This window comes from Achromobacter sp. PD1 (assembly GCF_048541815.1).
GTDB classification, from domain to species: Bacteria; Pseudomonadota; Gammaproteobacteria; order Burkholderiales; family Burkholderiaceae_B; genus Achromobacter; species Achromobacter bronchisepticus_A.
This window is the reverse complement of sequence record NZ_CP183349.1, coordinates 2,866,327-2,882,426: the sequence shown is the minus strand read 5'-3', so window position 1 is coordinate 2,882,426 and position 16,100 is coordinate 2,866,327. Positions and strand designations below refer to the sequence as shown.

The window sequence follows — 16,100 nt, the reverse complement described above, 5'->3', positions numbered from 1 at the left end:
GGTGGGCGCCGCGTACCGGCGGCATATATGTATATCATGAGCGTCATCTGGCGGCGTCTCGCCCGGCGCCGCCGCAGCATTGGAGCAAAAACATGAATACCCCCAACGAAAACGTCAGCATGGCGCTTTTCTGTGATTTCGAGAACGTGGCGCTGGGCGTACGCGACACCAAGTACCAGAAGTTCGATATCCGGCCGGTGCTGGAACGGCTGCTGCTCAAGGGCAGCATCGTGGTCAAGAAGGCCTATTGCGACTGGGAGCGGTACAAGGAATTCAAGGCCCCCATGCACGAGGCCAATTTCGAACTTATCGAGATCCCGCACGTGCGCCAGTCGGGCAAGAATTCCGCCGACATCCGGTTGGTGGTCGACGCGCTGGACTTCTGCTACACCAAGTCGCACGTCAATACTTTCGTGATCATCAGCGGCGATTCCGATTTTTCGCCCCTGGTGTCCAAGCTGCGCGAGAACAACAAGAAAGTGATCGGCGTGGGCGTGAAGCAGTCCACCTCGGACTTGCTCATCGCCAACTGCGATGAATTCATCTTCTATGACGACCTGGCGCGCGAAGGCCAGCGCGCGGCGGACGCGCGCCGCGACAACCGTGGCGGCGCCGCCGTGGGCCAGCAGCGCCGCACGCCCGACGAGGAACGCCGCCGCAAGGAAGAGCTGGAGGCCCGCAAGACCCAGGCCGTGGAAATGGTCGCGGAAACCTTCGAGGCGCTCATGGCCGAACGCGGCGACAGCGGCAAGATCTGGGCGTCCGCCCTGAAGGACGCCCTCAAGCGCCGCCGCCCGGATTTCAACGAGTCCTACTACGGCTTTCGCGCCTTCGGCAACCTGCTGGACGAGGCGCAGTCGCGCGGCCTGCTGGAAGTCGGGCGCGAGGAAAACGCGGGCACCTATGTGTACCGCGACAGCGCGGGCGGCGCGCCGGCAGTGAACCGAGCCCCCGTCGATGGCGGAGCCCGTTCTGCCTCGACTCGTCTGCCGGCAGCGGCTGAGACCGGCGACGCGCCAGTCGGAGCGGCTCAGGAAGAATCCCGTTCCCGCTCCGGCCGCAAATCGCGCGGCGGGCGCAAGTCGGGCGGCGAGGGCAGGGGAACCGGCCAGGTCGCCGAGCAGGAAGCCGGCGGTGAGAGCGCTGCCGCAGCCTCCGAAGTTTCGCCCATGGGGTCTGCTGCCCAACCCTCGGCCGAAGCGCCGGCCAAGGCGCCGGCTCCAAGCGCGCCAGCCGCGCAATCGTCCGCCACGGCGCCGGCGACCGCGCAGGCCGATGCCGCCAGGCAGGCCGGCGAACAAGCGGACGCCGCCAAGCTGGATGCCATGCGGGCCGACGCCCTGGCTCGGGCGCAGGAATCGAAACCCGTCCAACCCTCGCGCCTGCCGCCCATGCCCAAGCCCTTGCCGCAGGCGCGTCAGCCGCTGCCGGCGGTGAACATCGCTGAATGGACCTTTGCCCAGCCTGCCGCGGAAAACCGCAGCCAGCCCGCGAGCAAGACGCCTGCCAAGATGTCCGACCCGTTCGAGGGCGGCATGACCAGGATTGCCGCAAGGGACGAGGCCAAGGCCGGCAAGCCGGTCGCGGATACGCCTGCGGCGGCAGAACCCGCAGCCGACAAGCCCGCTGCGAAGCGGGCCACGACCCGCAGCGGTCCCGCTGCCAAGAAGACCGCTGCCAAGACCTCTGCCAAGACCGCGCCAGCGGCGGCGGCCGAGCCAGCGGCGGCGGCATCCGAAGCGCCCGCCAAGCCTGCCCGCAAGAGCGCCGCCAAGACCGCCAGCAAGGCGGCTCCCCGCGCGCGCCGGGCCAGCAAGACGGCCGAGGAATCCTGAAGCCCGGGCCTCAGGGCTGACAGCGCTTAACCGCCCGGGCCGCCGTAACGGCCCGGCGTGGCGCCCAGTTCGCGCTTGAACATGGCAATGAAGGCGCTGACGTTGTCATAGCCCAGCTCCAAGGCCACAGTGGTCACGGCCGCGCCTTCGGCCAGCATCTCCTGCGCCCGCATCAGGCGGGCGCGCTGCCGCCAGGCGCCCAGGGTCAGACCGGTTTCCGCCAGGTAACGGCGCGCCAGCGTGCGCGGCGCCATGCCGATGGCGGCGGCCCATTCTTCCTGTGTCCGGGGGTCCGAAGGCTGGTCCGATAGCGCAAGCGCCAAGCGCTGCAGCCGCGCGTCGCGCGGCAGGAGCAGGGGCCGGCCGGCATGCGGCAGGGTTCTGATCTCATCCCGGATCACCTCGATCAGGCGGCTGCGCGCCGGGTCGATCGCGCTGTCGCTCCAGGATGCGGCGCGGTCCACGGCGGCCCGCAGCAAGTCCGAGGCGTGCAGCACACAGGGCGCGGCGGGCAGCCCCGCGCACGCCGCCGGGCTCAAGTACGCGCTGTAGCCGGCATACGGACCATGCGAGTACAGCCCGTGCGGCACGTCGGGGGGTATCCAGACCGCCTGTCGGGATGCCACCACCCATTGATGGTCTCCCGCATAGACCGTCAGCAGGCCTTGATAGGCGCCCAACAGCTGCCCCCGCGCGTGCTGATGCATGGCGGTATGGCGCAGCGCGCCGTCCTGGCTGCGCACGGCGATCAGCCTGGGGCCGCCGCCGGCGCGGGTGCGTCCGGGGTCGAGCAGGGGAGCGTTTGGAGCAGGCAGTGCCATTGGCAGAAACACCGTATTGAATGGCTCAAACCGCGCAGACTTGCCACGCGGGCGCATCTATCGTAACTCCTGTCTCGAACACCTACAGGAGCACAACATGAAAGCAAGCGACGTCCTGCCCGACGGCAGGGATCTGGGCCAGTTCAACGGCGTGGCCGTTCGCAAGGGAACGGTGGGGGCTTTTCTCGCCAACGCCCGCGTCTGCCTCGATCCGCAGGCGCCGGCCCAGGCCGTGGCCGATGCGCGCAGGGACATCCTGGAGGCCTTGCCGGCGTTGAATGCGCTGGGACTGTTCGAGGTGCTGCAAGTGCGAGATCCTGCGCTGCGCGCGTGGTTGCTTGAAATGGGCGCGGCGGCAGGCTGAGCCCAGGCTATGCGGACGACCGGCAGCCAGGTCCGGTGCTCTATCATGCATGCTTTGGATACGGGCCGCGCGCTGCGCAGCGGCTCATTGCCTCGGATTACGCATGCAATACGTTCTGGTCAGTTCCTGTCTGCTGGGCAACCCCGTGCGCTACGACGGACGCGGCGTGTCCAATGACAACGCCGTGCTGGCCCGCTGGCGGGACGAGGGCCGGGTGGTGGCGGTCTGTCCGGAAATGGCGGGCGGCATGCCGGTTCCGCGCCCGCCCGCCGAGATCGAGCCGGACTCGGACGCCGCCGCCGTGTTGGCTGGCCGCGCCCGGGTGATGGCGGTGTCGGGCGAGGACGTCACCGCCCCCTTCGTGCACGGCGCGCAAGCGGCGCTGGAAGCCGCGCGCAAGCATGGCATCGGCATCGCGGTACTGAAGGAGGGCAGTCCTTCTTGCGGCAGCGGCTACGTGTACGACGGCCATTTCGCCGGCCGCAAGCAGCCCGGCGTGGGCGTGACGGCCGAGCTGCTGGCCCGGGCCGGCCTGCGCGTCTTCAGTGAAAAGCAATGGGATGAGGCCCAGGCCTGTCTGGCCGGCCTGGAGGCGGCGGATGGGCGTTGGGATGGGCGCTGACGTGGGCGACCTGCTGGTGCTGCTGGCCGTGGCAGGCTGCGCGGTCCTGGCCTGGAAGGCGGCCGTGCGCACCGGCCGCAGCAAAGGCCTGCTGCGTGCGGCCGCCGGCATAAGCCTGGCCCTGTCCGCGCTCTTTTTCTACGCCTGGTACGCGCAATACCTGAAGTGGGATTTCAACGAGCTGGGCCGCTACTACGACCCGGTCGAGCAGGTGGTCTACACGGATTCGGGATTCGTCTGGATCCTGCCCGCCGGCGTGATGCTGGCCATCGGCCTGCTGTGCGCCTGGCGCGGCTGGCGCCGCTGAGCCGCCAGCCGCTTCCTGTCCCTCGCGCTCATTCGCTGCGGATGTTGGCCTGCTTCACGATCTGGCCGTTATCGGCATATTCCTTCTGCACCTGGGCCGTGAACTGCTCCACCGTGCCGGGCGACATGATGTTCAGCGCGTCCGTCAGCGGCTTGTTGATGTCCGGCATGGCGGCGATGCGGTTGATCAGGCCGTTCATGCGCTGACGGAAATCCGGACTGGTGCTGGCCGGCGCGAAAAACCCGAAAGTGGATGTCATGTTGGCCATGGGGTAGCCCAGTTCGGCCAGCGTGGGCGTGCCGGGCCGTCCCGGCAGCCGGGCGGGCGAACCCACCGCCAGCAGCGTGAGCTTGCCTTCGTCGATCAGCGCATTGACCGGACCTGAGGCATTCACCAGCATCAGCGTGAACTGGCCGCCGAGAGCGTCGGGCACCATCTGCGCCATGCCCTTGTACGGCACGTGCGTGATGCGTACGCCCGTCTGGCCATTGATCTGCTCCAGCATCAAATGCCCCAGCGACCCCACGCCGGCCGTCGCCAGCGACAGGCCGCCGGGATCGGCCTTGGCCTGGGCCAGCATGTCCTGGAAGGTCTTGCCCGTGAACTTCGGGCCGCCCACCAGATAGACCGGCGAATACATCACGGACGCCACCGGCGCCAGATCCTTCAAGGGGTCGTACAGCGTCTTCATCACATGCGGCGACAGCGTGACGGGGCTGACGGCGGTAAAGGCCAAGGTGTTCTCGTCGTGCGCCCGCGCCACCGTGTTCATGCCTATCATGCCGCCCGCGCCGCCGCGGTTCTCGACCACCACGGGCCGGGCCAGTTCCGCCGCCAGCTTCTGCGCGAAGGCGCGCGCGGTGTTGTCGACGATGCCGCCCGCGCCATAGGGCACGACGATGGTCATGGCCTGGGCCCGGGCGTCGGCCTGCGCGTGCGCGGCGGTAGAGAACGCGCAGGCTGCGCCGATGGCGCACAGCCCCGCGATCCGCTTGAAATCCAACATGCTTTCCCCTTGTCTATGCCCGGCGGCCTGTCCGCCGGGACGCGGCGACGGTCCTTCAATGAGGCGCGCCGGCATGCAGTGTGGGCAGGCCGGCGCGGCGGGACAAGCGGGAATACCCGGAATGCCGTATCAGTGCGCGCGGTAGCCGCGGCTGGTCATGCAGGAATCGAGCGCCCGGTTGTAGGAGTCCACCATGACCTGGGTGGTCCATTGCGTGATGGTGGCCGGGTCGTAGCCGCTCTGGTTCATGGCCCAGCGCTGGCAGTCCAGGGTGGCGCTGGCCTGCGCGCTGTTGACGGGCGGCACGGATTCGTACTGCACCGGCTCGTACTGGGGCTGGGGCGCGCTGTACACGGGCTGCGCTTCGTACACCGGCGCGTTGTAGACGGGGGCCGCGTAGACCGGCGGGCTGGTGTAGCCCACGCCCGACGAATAGACGCCGGCCTGGGTGTACGAGGGTCCGGAATCGGCCGCCAGCAGCAGGCCTATGGTGGCCAGGGCGAACGCGCCGCCTATCCACCAGCCATCGGAACTGCCGCCGCCGCCATGGTAATTGTGATATCCGCCGTGGTATCCGCCACCGTGATATCCGCCGTGGCCGCCGCCCCAATAGCCGCCGCCACGTCCGCCAGCCATGGCAGGCGCGCTTGCCACGGCCAATGCCAGCGCCGCGACGATGGCCATCCGGCCAGAAAACCGCTTCATGATCTTGCTCCTGATCCGCCTCGGGCCCAGCGTAACGCCGGACTCGGACCGATATTGCCACTTTACCGCCTGGCCGCTTCCATAAAGTGTCTCAAGCGCTACGGAGATTTCAACTGATTTCAGCGGGAGGCTGACGGGTCCTGGCGGTCGGGCCAGTTGTTGCAGGAACGCGACTCGCCGGGGCGCAGCGTGATCTGCGGTTTGTCGTTGAAATACGCCGCGTCGCGGTCCAGCGTCATGTAGGTTTCGTAGCCCGTCTTCTCCACGCACCAGTTCCAGAAGTACACCTGCGCTCCGTGGATCATCATCGATTCGGCGCGCCATTCCTTCAGGGCCTCGAACGCGGCGCTGCCGTCGGACGCGCTGCGGGTTTCATTGCGGAACTGCTCTCGGCCATAGGGAAAGGTGCTGCTGATCAACACCACCCGCGCATCGGCCAGAGGCTGGGAGTTTTCGTCCAGCACGGTGGCGCGGGCATCGGGCTGCATGGTCTTGTACACGGGGTAGGGCACGCAACCCGAAAGCAGGCTGGCGAGCGCCAGGATCGCAATAGTTGGCAAGCACTTTGGGAAGGACATTGCAATGGTTGTATCCGTTGTGGGAACCGTGGGTAAAACCAGTGGCTAAAAGCGCGGAAGGGTAGTATTTTCTCGCGATGATTACGGCACGACCCTCTTCTTTACCGCAAGACAAGCGTCTCACCAAGGGTGAACGTACACGGGCTCAACTTCTGGAGGTCGCGGCGGCGGAATTCGCGGAACGCGGATTTCAGCATACCCGGATCAGCGACATCGTCGCCCGGGCCGGCGTGACCCAGCCTGTCTTCTATCAATACTTCGCCGGCAAACAGGCGGCCTACGACGAACTCGTGGGCCTGTTCGCGCAGCGCCTGCGCCAGGCCATCGGCCAGGCGCGCATGCCGGACGGCCTGCAAGACGCCGGATTGGACAGCCGCGTCCGCCTGGGCGTGAGCGGCCTGCTCGCCATTCTGCAGGAAGATCCGAACCTGACGCGCATCGGTTTCTTCCAGGCCGCCGAGGCCGAGGCGCTCAAGAACGAGCTGGCGGCGATGATCGCCGACAACGTGAGGGCCGAGCAGCAGGTGGGCCTGCTCCGCGAGGACATTCCGGCCGACTGGTACGCCCAATCCATGATGGGCATCATCGAACGGTTCACGCGGCAGGAGCCGGATGCGGCCGGGCAGCAGGCCCTGGCGGAAGTCATCACCAGCCTGCTGCTGGACGGGATACGAAAGCCACTCCGACAAGCCTCCTAGCCGGAGGCTTTTTTTTGGCCGGACTCTGGTTGCGGTCCGGGCCTGAATCGCGGGCGCGCCCGTCCGGCTCTCAAGCCCAGGTTTCTTGCAGATACATCCATTGCGGCTGGCCGCCGGGCTGGACGGCAAACAGCGCCGTCGCCCGCCGCTGGGTCGCGCCCGCGCTCCAGGCGTGGCGTTCACGGTAGCTCAGCAAAACCGAATCCGCGCCGGCGTGCAGCACGGCCAGCTCGTCGATGTCGATCTTCAGACCGGGGCGGGCGCCTCGCAACCTGCCGAACAAGGCCGGCAAAGCCTCCGCGGGCAGGCGCTGGCCGTCGGCCGCGATCATGCTGAAGCCGGGCGCAAAGTCCTCGAGCAGGCTGGCCAACTGCGCGTCGGGAGCATCGGGCGAGCCTATCCACTGTTCGATACGGGAATGGACGTCGAGAGTCAGGCGCAGGCAATGGGAAGAAAGATCTGACATGGGAAGGATCCATGGAAAGGGTGCGCCATTCTAGGAGCCGTGTTGTTCCCGAAAAACGACCTGTCGATGGATATACTGTTCGTGTTTTTTTGACAATCTATCCAGGCCTTCCATGATCAATCTGAATCGTCTGGCAATGTATGCGGCGGTAGCCGAGGCCGGTTCTTTTACGGCGGCGGCCGAGGCGCTGGGCACGACCAAGGCGGTGGTCAGCTTCAACGTCAAGCAGTTGGAACAGGAACTGGGCGTGGCGTTGCTGACGCGCAGCACCCGGCGGCTGGCGTTGACCGAAGCGGGCGAAGGCTTCTACGGCCACTGCGCGCGCCTGCTGCGCGACGCCGAGGCGGCGGTGGACGAGGCGCGTTCCGGCCAGGCGGCCTTGTCGGGCAGCCTGCGGGTGACGGCGTCGGTGGACTACGGCAACCGGGTGGTGGCGCCGGCGCTGGCGGCATTCGCGCGCGCGCATCCCGCCTTGCGGGTGGGCTACCGCGCCGGGTCGGCGCATGCGGACCTGATCGCCGAGCGTCTGGACCTGGCCATACGGGTGGGGATGTTGGAGGATTCCAGCTACCGCGCCACGCGCATCGGCCAGTTCAAGCTGTGGATCGTGGCCAGTCCGGACCTGTTGGCGCAGCACGGCGCGCCGCGCACGCCGCAGGCGCTGGCGGCGTTGCCCTGGCTGGCCAACCGCCCTGGCCGCAGCGATCGCTGGCGGCTGACGGACAGCAAGGGCCGCGAGCACGAGCTGCGCGTGGCGCCGGTGGCGCAGGCCGACACGGCCTCGGCGCTGCTGGCGTTCGCCGAGGCCGGATGCGGCGTGGCCGCGTTGCCGGAATGGCTGCTGGAAGAGCCTTTGGCGCGCGGCTCGCTGCAACGCCTGCTGCCTTCGTATGCGCTGCCGCGCCTGGAGGTCTACGCGGTCTATCCCGACACTCGCCACGTCAGCGCCAAGGTTCGGCGCTTCATCGATTTCCTGCGGGAGCGGCTGGGGCCGTCCGGCAAGGCTTAAGGCCGGCGCATGGTCCTTTGAATGCGAACGGGCCGTGGCCTCGCGTCTCAGCGCTCCAATGCCGGCGTGCCGCCCGCGCCCAAGTCCCAATACAGTCCCGTCATCAGGCTCAACGCCTGCCGCAGCAAAGCCGGCGGCAAGTGTTCATTCGGCGCGTGCTGGGAACAGCCTGGATAGGAGTGCGGCACCCAGATCGTGCGCAGGCCCAACACGTCGGTGAAGATGTCGTTGGGCAGGGAACCGCCCAGGTTGGGCAGCACGGCGGTCTTGGCGCCGGAGGTGCGCTCCAGCGAATCCACCGCCCAGCGCACCCAGGCGTCGTCGGGGTCGATGCGGGTGGCGCGGAACATGTTCTCGCGCGTCAGCGTGATCTGGACCATGGGAAAGCCCTGGCGGTCCAGGTGGCGGCGTAGGGCGGGGACCAGGTCGTCCGGATCCACGCCCACCACGAAGCGCAATTGGCAGCGCGCCCAGGCGCGCGGCGGAATGGCGTTGACGGGCGTGTCGGGATTGCCGGTCTTGTACGCCAGCACCTCGAACGAGCACCAGCCGAACACGCGTTCGGCCGGCGACAGGCCCGGCTCGCCCCACCAGGGCTCGATCTCCGGGCCGTCGGCGCCGCCGTCCACCTGGCAATCGGCCAGGGCGCGCCGCACGGCGTCGGGCAGTTCACGCGGCACCCATTCCGGGATGCGGATCTGGCCGGAGGGCGAAACCAGGGAGGAGATGGCATGGGCCAGCTGGATGCCCGGGTTGGAGATCAGGCCGCCCCAGTTGCCCGAATGATGTCCGCCCGCGCGGGCCTCGATGCTCAGGTCGAAGTTCAGGCTGCCGCGCGCGCCGAGGAAGATGGTTGGGCGTTCGGCGCTCAGCCGCGGGCCGTCGGAGGCGATGAGCAGGTCCGCCGCCAGCATTGCGCGATGCTCCTCGCACAGGTCGCGCAGGCCCATGGAGCCGGTTTCCTCACCCATCTCGATCAGGTACTTGGCGTTGAAGCCCAGCTTGCCGCGCGTTTCCAGCACCAGGCGCAGCGCCTCCATGTTGATGCTGTGCTGGCCCTTGTTGTCGGCGATGCCGCGGCCATACCAGCGGCCCTCGGACTCGGTCAGCGCCCAGGGCGACAGGCCTTCCTTCCATTCCTTTTCCAGGCCGCGGATGACGTCCCCATGGCCATAGCCTAATACGGTGGGCAGGGCGGGGTCCTCGATGCGCTCGGCATACAGGAACGGCGCCAGCGCCTTGGGGTGCGTCAGCGTGCGGCAGGTGAAGCCCAGGGCCTCGAAGGCGGGCCGGATCTCGGCTTCCAGGTAGGCGGCGAGTTCGGGCGCGCGCGCGGGGTTCTGGCTCTCGGTGGGCTGGGCCAGGCGGCGAGCCAAGAGCGCGCGGAAGGCGCCGGAATCAAAACACTGTTCCGCCTGGGCGATGGCTTGTGCGCGGGTCATGATGGCTGGGCTCCGTTGGAGGTAGGGGGATAGAGGTGGCAGGCCACCACGGATTGTTCGCGCCGGACCAATGCCGGGCGCTCGGTCTTGCATTGCGCCATGGCTTGCTGGCAGCGCGGATGGAACGGGCAGCCCGGGGGCGGACGCAGCGGGTCCGGGAACGACAGGCCCAGGCCCATGTCGGGTATGCCCAGGCCGGGTTCGGGCGTCAGCACCGAGGCCAGCAGCGCCTGCGTGTAGGGATGGCGCGGATCATGGAACAGCTGCGCGGTGGCGGCGGATTCCACCACCCGGCCCAGGTACATCACCGCCACCTGGGTGGCGATGTGCTCCACCACCGCCAGGTTGTGGCTGATGAAGACATAGGTCAGATTGAACTCGCGCCGCAGGTCCATCAGCAGGTTCATGATCTGCGCCTGCACCGACACGTCCAGCGCCGAGGTCGGCTCGTCGCAGATGACGATCTCGGGATGCATCACCAGCGCCCGCGCAATCGCCACGCGCTGGCGCTGCCCGCCGGACAACTGGCCCGGCGTGTTGTGGGCCAGCCGCGGCGGCAGGCCCACGCGCTCCAGCATTTCGATGGCCTTGTGTTGCCTCGGATTGGCGATGCCGTGCACTTCCAGCGGCAGCGACACGATGGAAGCGATGGAGCGGCGCGGATTGAGCGAAGAATACGGATCCTGGAAGATAGGCTGGACGCGGCGGGCGAGCGCGCGCCGGCCCAGGCTGCGGATGTCCTGGCCGTCGAGCCGGATCGCGCCCTCGGTGGGCGGCGTCAGCCCCAGCAGCATGCGCGCCAGCGTGGATTTGCCGCAGCCGGATTCGCCCACGATGCCCAGCACCGCGCCGCGCTCCACCGCCAGGTCCACGCCGTTGACGGCGTGCAGCGTGCTGCGCGGCCGGAACAGGCCCGACCGGATCGAGAATTGCCTGCTGACGGCCTCGGCTTGCAGCAAGGGGCTCATGCCGGGACTCCTTCGGATTCGAGGATGCAGCGCCATTGCTGGCCCGAGGCGGCGCCATGCACGGGCACCTCATGGCGGCATTGCGGCTGGGCGTGCGGGCAGCGGTCGCGGAAGGCGCAGCCTTGCAGCTCGCCCACCAGCGCGGGCACGACGCCGGGTATGGTGCCCAGCGCCTCGCCGGGCGGCGTGCGTCCAGGTACGGGGATACAGCCCAGGAGCCCCTGGGTGTAGGGATGACGCGGCGAGGCGAACAGTTCCGCCACCGGTCCTTCTTCCACGATCTGGCCCGCGTACATCACCGCCACCTGGCGCGCGATGCGCGCCACTACGCCCAGGTCGTGGGTGATCAGCACCATGGCGATGCCCAGCTCGGCCTGCAGGTCGGCCAGCAGGCGCAGGATCTGCGCCTGGATGGTGACGTCCAGCGCGGTGCTGGGCTCGTCGGCGATCAGCAGTTCCGGTCCGCACATCAGCGCCATGGCGATCATCACGCGTTGGCGCAGGCCGCCCGACAACTGGTGCGGATACTGCGACAGGCGCTGCGCCGCCGAGGCGATGCCGACCTTCTCCAGCAGTTCCACCGCGCGGTCGCGCGCCTGGCGCGCGCCGGCCTTGCAGTGGTGGATGTAATGCTCGGTCAGCTGCTCGCCGATGGCGTAGGCGGGATTCAGCGCCGTCATGGGTTCCTGGAAGATCATCGCCATCTTGCTGCCGCGCAAGGCGTTGATGCGGCCGCCGCGCGCGGCCGAGAGGTCTTCGCCCAGCACGGCCAGCCGGCGCGTGCTGCGGCGGGCAGCCTTGGGCAAGAGCCCCATGATGGCCAGCGAGGTCATGGACTTGCCGCAGCCGGATTCCCCCACCAGGCACAGCGTTTCGCCGCGCCGGACCTGGAAGGACACGTCGCGCACCGCATGCAGCGGGCCGCGCGGCGTGGCGATGTCGACGGTCAGGCCCTGCACATCCAGCACGATGTCGGTGTCGCTCATGCTCAGGCCCTCTCTTCAGGCGTCAGGAGTTGATGCAGCCCGTCGCCGGCCAGGTTGATCGCGAAGATCAGCAAGGCCAGCGCCGACCCGGGAATGGCGATCAGCCAGAACGAGAAGAACATATAGGCCTTGGCCTCCGAGATCATCAGGCCCCATGACGGCAGCGGCGGCTGCACGCCCAGGCCCAGGAAGGACAGGGAGGCTTCCAGCAGGATGGCGCTGGCGGCTTCTAGCGTGGCGATCACGATCAGCTGCGGCACCACGTTGGGCAACACTTCGCCCCAGACGATGCGCCAGGTGGACGCGCCCGCCGCCTGCGCCGCGGCCACGTATTCCAGCGAGCGCACCTGCTGGGTGGCGCTGCGCATCACCACCGCGTAGCGGTCCCACTTGAGCAGCCCCAGTACCAGGATCACCACCCAGAGCGAGCCGCCGACGATGGCGACGGTGGCCAGCGCCACCAGGATCACGGGCATGGACAAACGGGTGGTGATGAGGAACGACACCGCCATGTCGACCTTGCCGCCGAAGTAGCCGGCCGCCATGCCCATGGCCGTGCCGATCAGGCCCGAGATCAGCGCCACGCTGATGCCGATCAAGAGCGAGATGCGGGCGCCGTAGAACAGGCGCGACATATAGTCGCGGCCCAGCTGGTCGGTGCCCAGCGGATGCAGCCAGGTGCCCTTGGCGTACCAGACCGGCGGCGCGGTGCGGTAGGCCAGGTCCTGATAATAGGGATCATGCGGCGAGATCCAGGGCGCGAACAACGCGATCAATACGATGACGAGCAGGATGCCGCCGCCGGCCAGCAGCGCCTTGTTGCGCCGCAGCCGCCGCCAGCGCAGGGCGGACGCGGTCAGTTCCAGCGGCGCGGGGGCGCCGGTAGCGGGGGTAAGGGTAGGCGTGTTCATGTCAGGACACCCGGATGCGCGGGTCCAGCCACGCGTTGGCGATATCGGCGGCCAGGGTCAGCAGCACGTACAGCACCGACAGCAGCAGCACGATGAGCTGCATCACGGGATAGTCCTTGTAGGTGATGCTCTGGTAGGCCAGGTAGCCCAGCCCGTCCAGCGCGAAAATGGTCTCGATGACGACCGAGCCGCCCAGCAGGTAGCCCAGCTGCACCGCGGCCAGCGCCACCACCGGCACGATGGCGTTGCGCAGCGCATGCTTGAAGACGATCTTGCGCGCCGGCAGACCCTTGGCGCGGGCGGTGCGGATGTAGTCGGCGGCCAGGACTTCGATCATGCCGGCGCGGATCAGGCGCATGAAGGCAGGGGCCACGTAGTACCCCAGCGCGATCGCCGGCATCACGAAATGCTGCCAGCTGCCGCTGCCCGACACCGGCAGGATGCGCAGCGAGATCGAGAACAGCATGATCAGGATCAGCGCGAAGAAGAAGTTGGGCAGCGCCTGTCCCAGCACGGCGATGGCCAGGCAGATGCGGTCGATCAGGCTGCCCTTGTACAGCGCCGCCAGCACGCCCAGCGGAATCGAGATCAGGAGCGCGAAGGCCAGCGCGCCCAGGCCCAGCAGCAAGGTGGTCTTGAGCTTGGAGAGGATCAGCGGCCCGGCCTCGGTCTTGAAATACACCGAGGTGCCGAAGTCGCCCTGCAGGATATGCCAGAGCCAGTCCGCGTACTGCACCGCCAGCGGCCGATCCAGGCCGTAGGTCTTGCGGATCATGTCGATGTCGGCCTGGCGCGCGCCTTCGCCGGCCAGGGCCAGCGCCGGGTCGCCGGACAGGTGCAGCAGCAGGAACGCCAGGATCGAAACCGTCAGCGCCACCAGCACCGCCAGGCCCAGGCGCCTGATCGTGAAATACAGCATAGGGCTTCCTCTTCGTTGGACTCACGCCGGCCCGGCGCGATGCCGGGCCGGCGCGGGGCCGTGCCTTACTTCCAGCTCATGTCCCAGAAGCGCACCAGTTCATCCGAATAGGGCTTGAAGTTCACGTCCTTGGTGGCCACGTAGTAGGCGGGCAGGGTCCACAGCGGCACCGCGTAGGCCTTCTGCGCGATCAGGTCCAGCGCCTGCTTGTAGGCGGCGTTGCGCGCGGCGCTGTCGATGGTGCGGTCGCCCTTGGTGAGCAGGTCGCGCACCTGCGCGTCGCGGGTGACGTCGTCGTTGCCGAAGGCGAAGTACACCGGCGTGGACGCGGACACGTCGTTGACCAGGTTGGAGCCCCAGGTCTGGTGCGTGAGCGAGGCCTTGTTGGCGCGGATCATGTCGCGCATGGCGGCGTACTGCAGGAAGTTGAGCTTGGCGCGGATGCCGACCGCCTGCAGGTAGTTGATGATGGCTTCGGTCTGGTTACGCTCGCGGTAGGCCACCAGGTCGATGTCGAAGCCATTGGGGTAGCCGGCTTCCGCCAGCAGCTTCTTGGCCTGGGCCGGATCGTACTTGTAGACCGGCGCGCCTTCCTGCGTGCAGCCCGTCTGCGAAGGCGTGCAGATGGTGTTGATGAGGCCGCCGCCTTCGCCCACGATGTTCTTCAACATGGATTCGCGGTCGATGGCGTGGATGATGGCGCGGCGTACGCGTTCGTCCTTGAGCTGCGGGGCCGGCGTGCCTTCCTGGATGTTCATCTGCATGAACACGATGCGCATGGTGTTGCCGGTGACCATCTGCAGCGAGGGCATGCCGCCCAGCTGCTCGGCCTGGTCCTTGGGCACGCTCATGATCAGGTCCTCGCCGCCCGAGATGACCTCGGCCATCTGCGTCTGGCGGTCGGGGATGAAGCGGATCACCACCTTGCCGATCTTGGGCTGGGCCTTGGGCGAATCCTTGAAGTAATCAGCATTGCGTTCCAGCGTGATGGACTTGCCCGGCTGGTAATCCACCACCTTGTAGGGACCGGAGCCCACCGGCTTGGCGTTCATGCCCTTGGGGCCGACTTCCTGGTAGTACTTGGCCGGATGGATGGCGGCGGTGGTGGACAGGTATTCCTTGGCGCCGGGGAAGGGTTCCTTGGTGATCAGGCGCACCTTGTATTTGTCGATCTTCTCGACCTTGTCGATCCAGGCCACGTTCTGCTGCGTCACGGCCTTGTTCTTCGGATCCGCCACATAGTTCAGCGTGTAAACCACCGAGTCCGCATCGAACTCCTCGCCGTTATGGAATTTGACGCCTTCGCGCAGTTCGAATTCCATGGTCTTGTCGTCGACCTGCTTCCAGCTCTTGGCGAGCTGCCCCTTGTACTCGTTGGTGACCGGGTCGCGGTAGAGCAGGGTGTCCCAGACGTTGGCGGCGATGATGACGCCGATCCGCACGTTGTTGTAATAGGGGTCCACGCTTTCCGGCGCCTGGTCGTAGGCCATGCGCAAGGTGTCGTCCTTCTTGCCGGCCAGCGCCGGCTGGGCCGCCAGCGTGGCGCAGGCCAGCAGGGCGGCAGCCAGGGCCTTGAGGGGGAGAGGGCTGCGCCAGGTCGGCGCGGATGCTGCGGGGGTGACGCGGAAATCAGTCATGGTGAGGCTCCTGTGGAAGTCACTGCACGTACTGCTTATCTGCCATCTTGTCGCGGGCGGCGCGGCCCGCTGCGGGTCAGCCGGAATCGGCCGCCGCCGCGGGCGGCTGGGTAAGGGTTTTCAACGCGGCCTCGCACTTGCGCTGCAAGTGCTGGCGCATGATGCCGGCCAGCCGGTCCGCGTCGCGCGCGTCCAGGGCCTCGGCCATCTCGATGTGCTCGCGCATCGCCAGATCCCATTTCTGGCGGTTTTCGTTCGAGACGAAACGCAGGTTCTGGATGCGCGCGTTCTGCGCGTCGTACAGCTGCTTGAGCAGGCTGTTGTGCGCGGCCAGGCTGATGCGTTCGTGGATCTCGCGATTGGTGCGGAAATAGGTGGGCAGGTCGTGGCGCGCGTGGCTGGCCATCATTTCGTAGGTCAGCGCGCGGATCTCGGCGATCTCGGTGGCCGTGGCCCGTTCGCAGGCCAGCCGGCAGGACATGGCCTCCAGCCCGCCGATGACCTCAAAGGCTTCGCGGATGTTGGCCTCCGACAGCGCCACCACTTGCGCGCCGCGGTTCGGCTCGATCTGTACCAGGCCTTCGGCGGCCAGCACGCGGAAGGCTTCGCGCAAGGGCGTGCGGGACACGCCCAGCAGGTCGCACAGGGTGCGTTCGTTCAGCCGCGTGCCGGGCGGAAATTCGCCCTGGATGATGCGTTCGCGCAGTTGCCCGGCCACCGTGGCCGGCAGCGTGCGGCCGTTGCCCATGCCGCGGGCCGCGGACGGCGGGGCGGTTTCGGCGGCCACGCTGGCGGCGCCGGAATCAGGCATCAGGCTGGAAACGCT

Annotated in this window: 18 protein-coding genes; 6 read left to right on the top strand and 12 right to left on the bottom strand. The window is 67.7% G+C overall.

All coding sequences use genetic code 11. The features are described from left to right. Window positions 1-92: 92 nt before the first annotated feature. Window positions 93-1,835: an NYN domain-containing protein gene (locus ACM1PE_RS13550; protein ID WP_419343568.1), complete on the top strand. Its 1,743-nt coding sequence runs from the start codon at window positions 93-95 to the stop codon at window positions 1,833-1,835. Window positions 1,836-1,861: 26 nt separating this feature from the next. Here ACM1PE_RS13550 and ACM1PE_RS13545 read toward each other — a convergent pair whose 3' ends face one another. After that, window positions 1,862-2,656 carry an AraC family transcriptional regulator gene (locus ACM1PE_RS13545; RefSeq protein WP_419343567.1) on the bottom strand — a complete coding sequence of 265 codons (795 nt, stop codon included), beginning with the start codon at window positions 2,654-2,656 and terminating at the stop codon, window positions 1,862-1,864. Window positions 2,657-2,753: 97 nt separating this feature from the next. Between ACM1PE_RS13545 and ACM1PE_RS13540 the strand changes: the two genes are divergently transcribed. From ACM1PE_RS13540 to ACM1PE_RS13530, 3 genes are all read left to right on the top strand, one after another. Beyond that, window positions 2,754-3,020 (top strand): hypothetical protein, encoded by a 267-nt coding sequence (locus tag ACM1PE_RS13540; RefSeq protein WP_419343566.1) that lies wholly within the window; start codon window positions 2,754-2,756, stop codon window positions 3,018-3,020. Window positions 3,021-3,123: 103 nt separating this feature from the next. Beyond that, complete coding sequence (locus ACM1PE_RS13535; RefSeq protein ID WP_419343564.1) at window positions 3,124-3,642, top strand: DUF523 domain-containing protein; 519 nt, start codon at window positions 3,124-3,126, stop codon at window positions 3,640-3,642. Next, the gene (locus ACM1PE_RS13530) at window positions 3,632-3,949 is read left to right on the top strand and encodes a hypothetical protein (protein ID WP_059380115.1); all 318 of its coding nucleotides are present in this window, start codon (window positions 3,632-3,634) and stop codon (window positions 3,947-3,949) included. The genes ACM1PE_RS13535 and ACM1PE_RS13530 overlap by 11 nt, the downstream gene beginning before the upstream one ends. 28 nt (window positions 3,950-3,977) lie before the next feature. Here ACM1PE_RS13530 and ACM1PE_RS13525 read toward each other — a convergent pair whose 3' ends face one another. From ACM1PE_RS13525 to ACM1PE_RS13515, 3 genes are all read right to left on the bottom strand, one after another. Further along, window positions 3,978-4,955 carry a tripartite tricarboxylate transporter substrate binding protein gene (locus tag ACM1PE_RS13525; protein WP_059380114.1) on the bottom strand — a complete coding sequence of 326 codons (978 nt, stop codon included), beginning with the start codon at window positions 4,953-4,955 and terminating at the stop codon, window positions 3,978-3,980. A gap of 129 nt (window positions 4,956-5,084) precedes the next feature. Further along, window positions 5,085-5,660: a hypothetical protein gene (locus tag ACM1PE_RS13520; protein ID WP_059380113.1), complete on the bottom strand. Its 576-nt coding sequence runs from the start codon at window positions 5,658-5,660 to the stop codon at window positions 5,085-5,087. A gap of 119 nt (window positions 5,661-5,779) precedes the next feature. After that, window positions 5,780-6,238 carry a hypothetical protein gene (locus ACM1PE_RS13515; RefSeq protein WP_059380112.1) on the bottom strand — a complete coding sequence of 153 codons (459 nt, stop codon included), beginning with the start codon at window positions 6,236-6,238 and terminating at the stop codon, window positions 5,780-5,782. Window positions 6,239-6,390: 152 nt separating this feature from the next. Between ACM1PE_RS13515 and ACM1PE_RS13510 the strand changes: the two genes are divergently transcribed. Further along, window positions 6,391-6,936: a TetR/AcrR family transcriptional regulator gene (locus ACM1PE_RS13510; protein ID WP_251879824.1), complete on the top strand. Its 546-nt coding sequence runs from the start codon at window positions 6,391-6,393 to the stop codon at window positions 6,934-6,936. A 70-nt stretch (window positions 6,937-7,006) separates the two neighbouring features. On the opposite strand, the gene ACM1PE_RS13505 is transcribed toward ACM1PE_RS13510, so the two are convergent. Beyond that, complete coding sequence (locus ACM1PE_RS13505) at window positions 7,007-7,402, bottom strand: hypothetical protein (RefSeq protein ID WP_118933935.1); 396 nt, start codon at window positions 7,400-7,402, stop codon at window positions 7,007-7,009. 112 nt (window positions 7,403-7,514) lie between these two features. Between ACM1PE_RS13505 and ACM1PE_RS13500 the strand changes: the two genes are divergently transcribed. Continuing rightward, the gene (locus ACM1PE_RS13500; protein ID WP_419343562.1) at window positions 7,515-8,411 is read left to right on the top strand and encodes a LysR family transcriptional regulator; all 897 of its coding nucleotides are present in this window, start codon (window positions 7,515-7,517) and stop codon (window positions 8,409-8,411) included. 47 nt (window positions 8,412-8,458) lie between these two features. Here ACM1PE_RS13500 and ACM1PE_RS13495 read toward each other — a convergent pair whose 3' ends face one another. The 7 genes from ACM1PE_RS13495 to ACM1PE_RS13465 all read right to left on the bottom strand — a co-directional run bounded on the left by ACM1PE_RS13495 (window position 8,459) and on the right by ACM1PE_RS13465 (window position 16,085). Next, window positions 8,459-9,853 carry a M20 family metallopeptidase gene (locus ACM1PE_RS13495; RefSeq protein ID WP_118933933.1) on the bottom strand — a complete coding sequence of 465 codons (1,395 nt, stop codon included), beginning with the start codon at window positions 9,851-9,853 and terminating at the stop codon, window positions 8,459-8,461. Further along, a complete protein-coding gene (locus tag ACM1PE_RS13490) occupies window positions 9,850-10,821 on the bottom strand; it encodes an ABC transporter ATP-binding protein (RefSeq protein WP_419343561.1) in 972 nt (323 codons plus the stop codon). The genes ACM1PE_RS13495 and ACM1PE_RS13490 overlap by 4 nt, the downstream gene beginning before the upstream one ends. Beyond that, on the bottom strand, window positions 10,818-11,807 hold the full coding sequence (locus ACM1PE_RS13485) for an ABC transporter ATP-binding protein (protein WP_419343560.1): 990 nt from the start codon (window positions 11,805-11,807) through the stop codon (window positions 10,818-10,820). The genes ACM1PE_RS13490 and ACM1PE_RS13485 overlap by 4 nt, the downstream gene beginning before the upstream one ends. Before the next feature lie 2 nt (window positions 11,808-11,809). After that, window positions 11,810-12,718, bottom strand: coding sequence for an ABC transporter permease (locus ACM1PE_RS13480; RefSeq protein ID WP_419343558.1), 909 nt, complete (start codon window positions 12,716-12,718; stop codon window positions 11,810-11,812). Between the two features lies 1 nt (window position 12,719). Further along, window positions 12,720-13,637 (bottom strand): ABC transporter permease, encoded by a 918-nt coding sequence (locus ACM1PE_RS13475; RefSeq protein ID WP_054456461.1) that lies wholly within the window; start codon window positions 13,635-13,637, stop codon window positions 12,720-12,722. Window positions 13,638-13,702: 65 nt separating this feature from the next. Further along, window positions 13,703-15,274: an ABC transporter substrate-binding protein gene (locus ACM1PE_RS13470; protein WP_059380105.1), complete on the bottom strand. Its 1,572-nt coding sequence runs from the start codon at window positions 15,272-15,274 to the stop codon at window positions 13,703-13,705. A gap of 76 nt (window positions 15,275-15,350) precedes the next feature. Continuing rightward, window positions 15,351-16,085, bottom strand: a complete 735-nt coding sequence (locus tag ACM1PE_RS13465) for a GntR family transcriptional regulator (RefSeq protein ID WP_373429148.1) — start codon at window positions 16,083-16,085, stop codon at window positions 15,351-15,353. Window positions 16,086-16,100 lie beyond the last annotated feature (15 nt).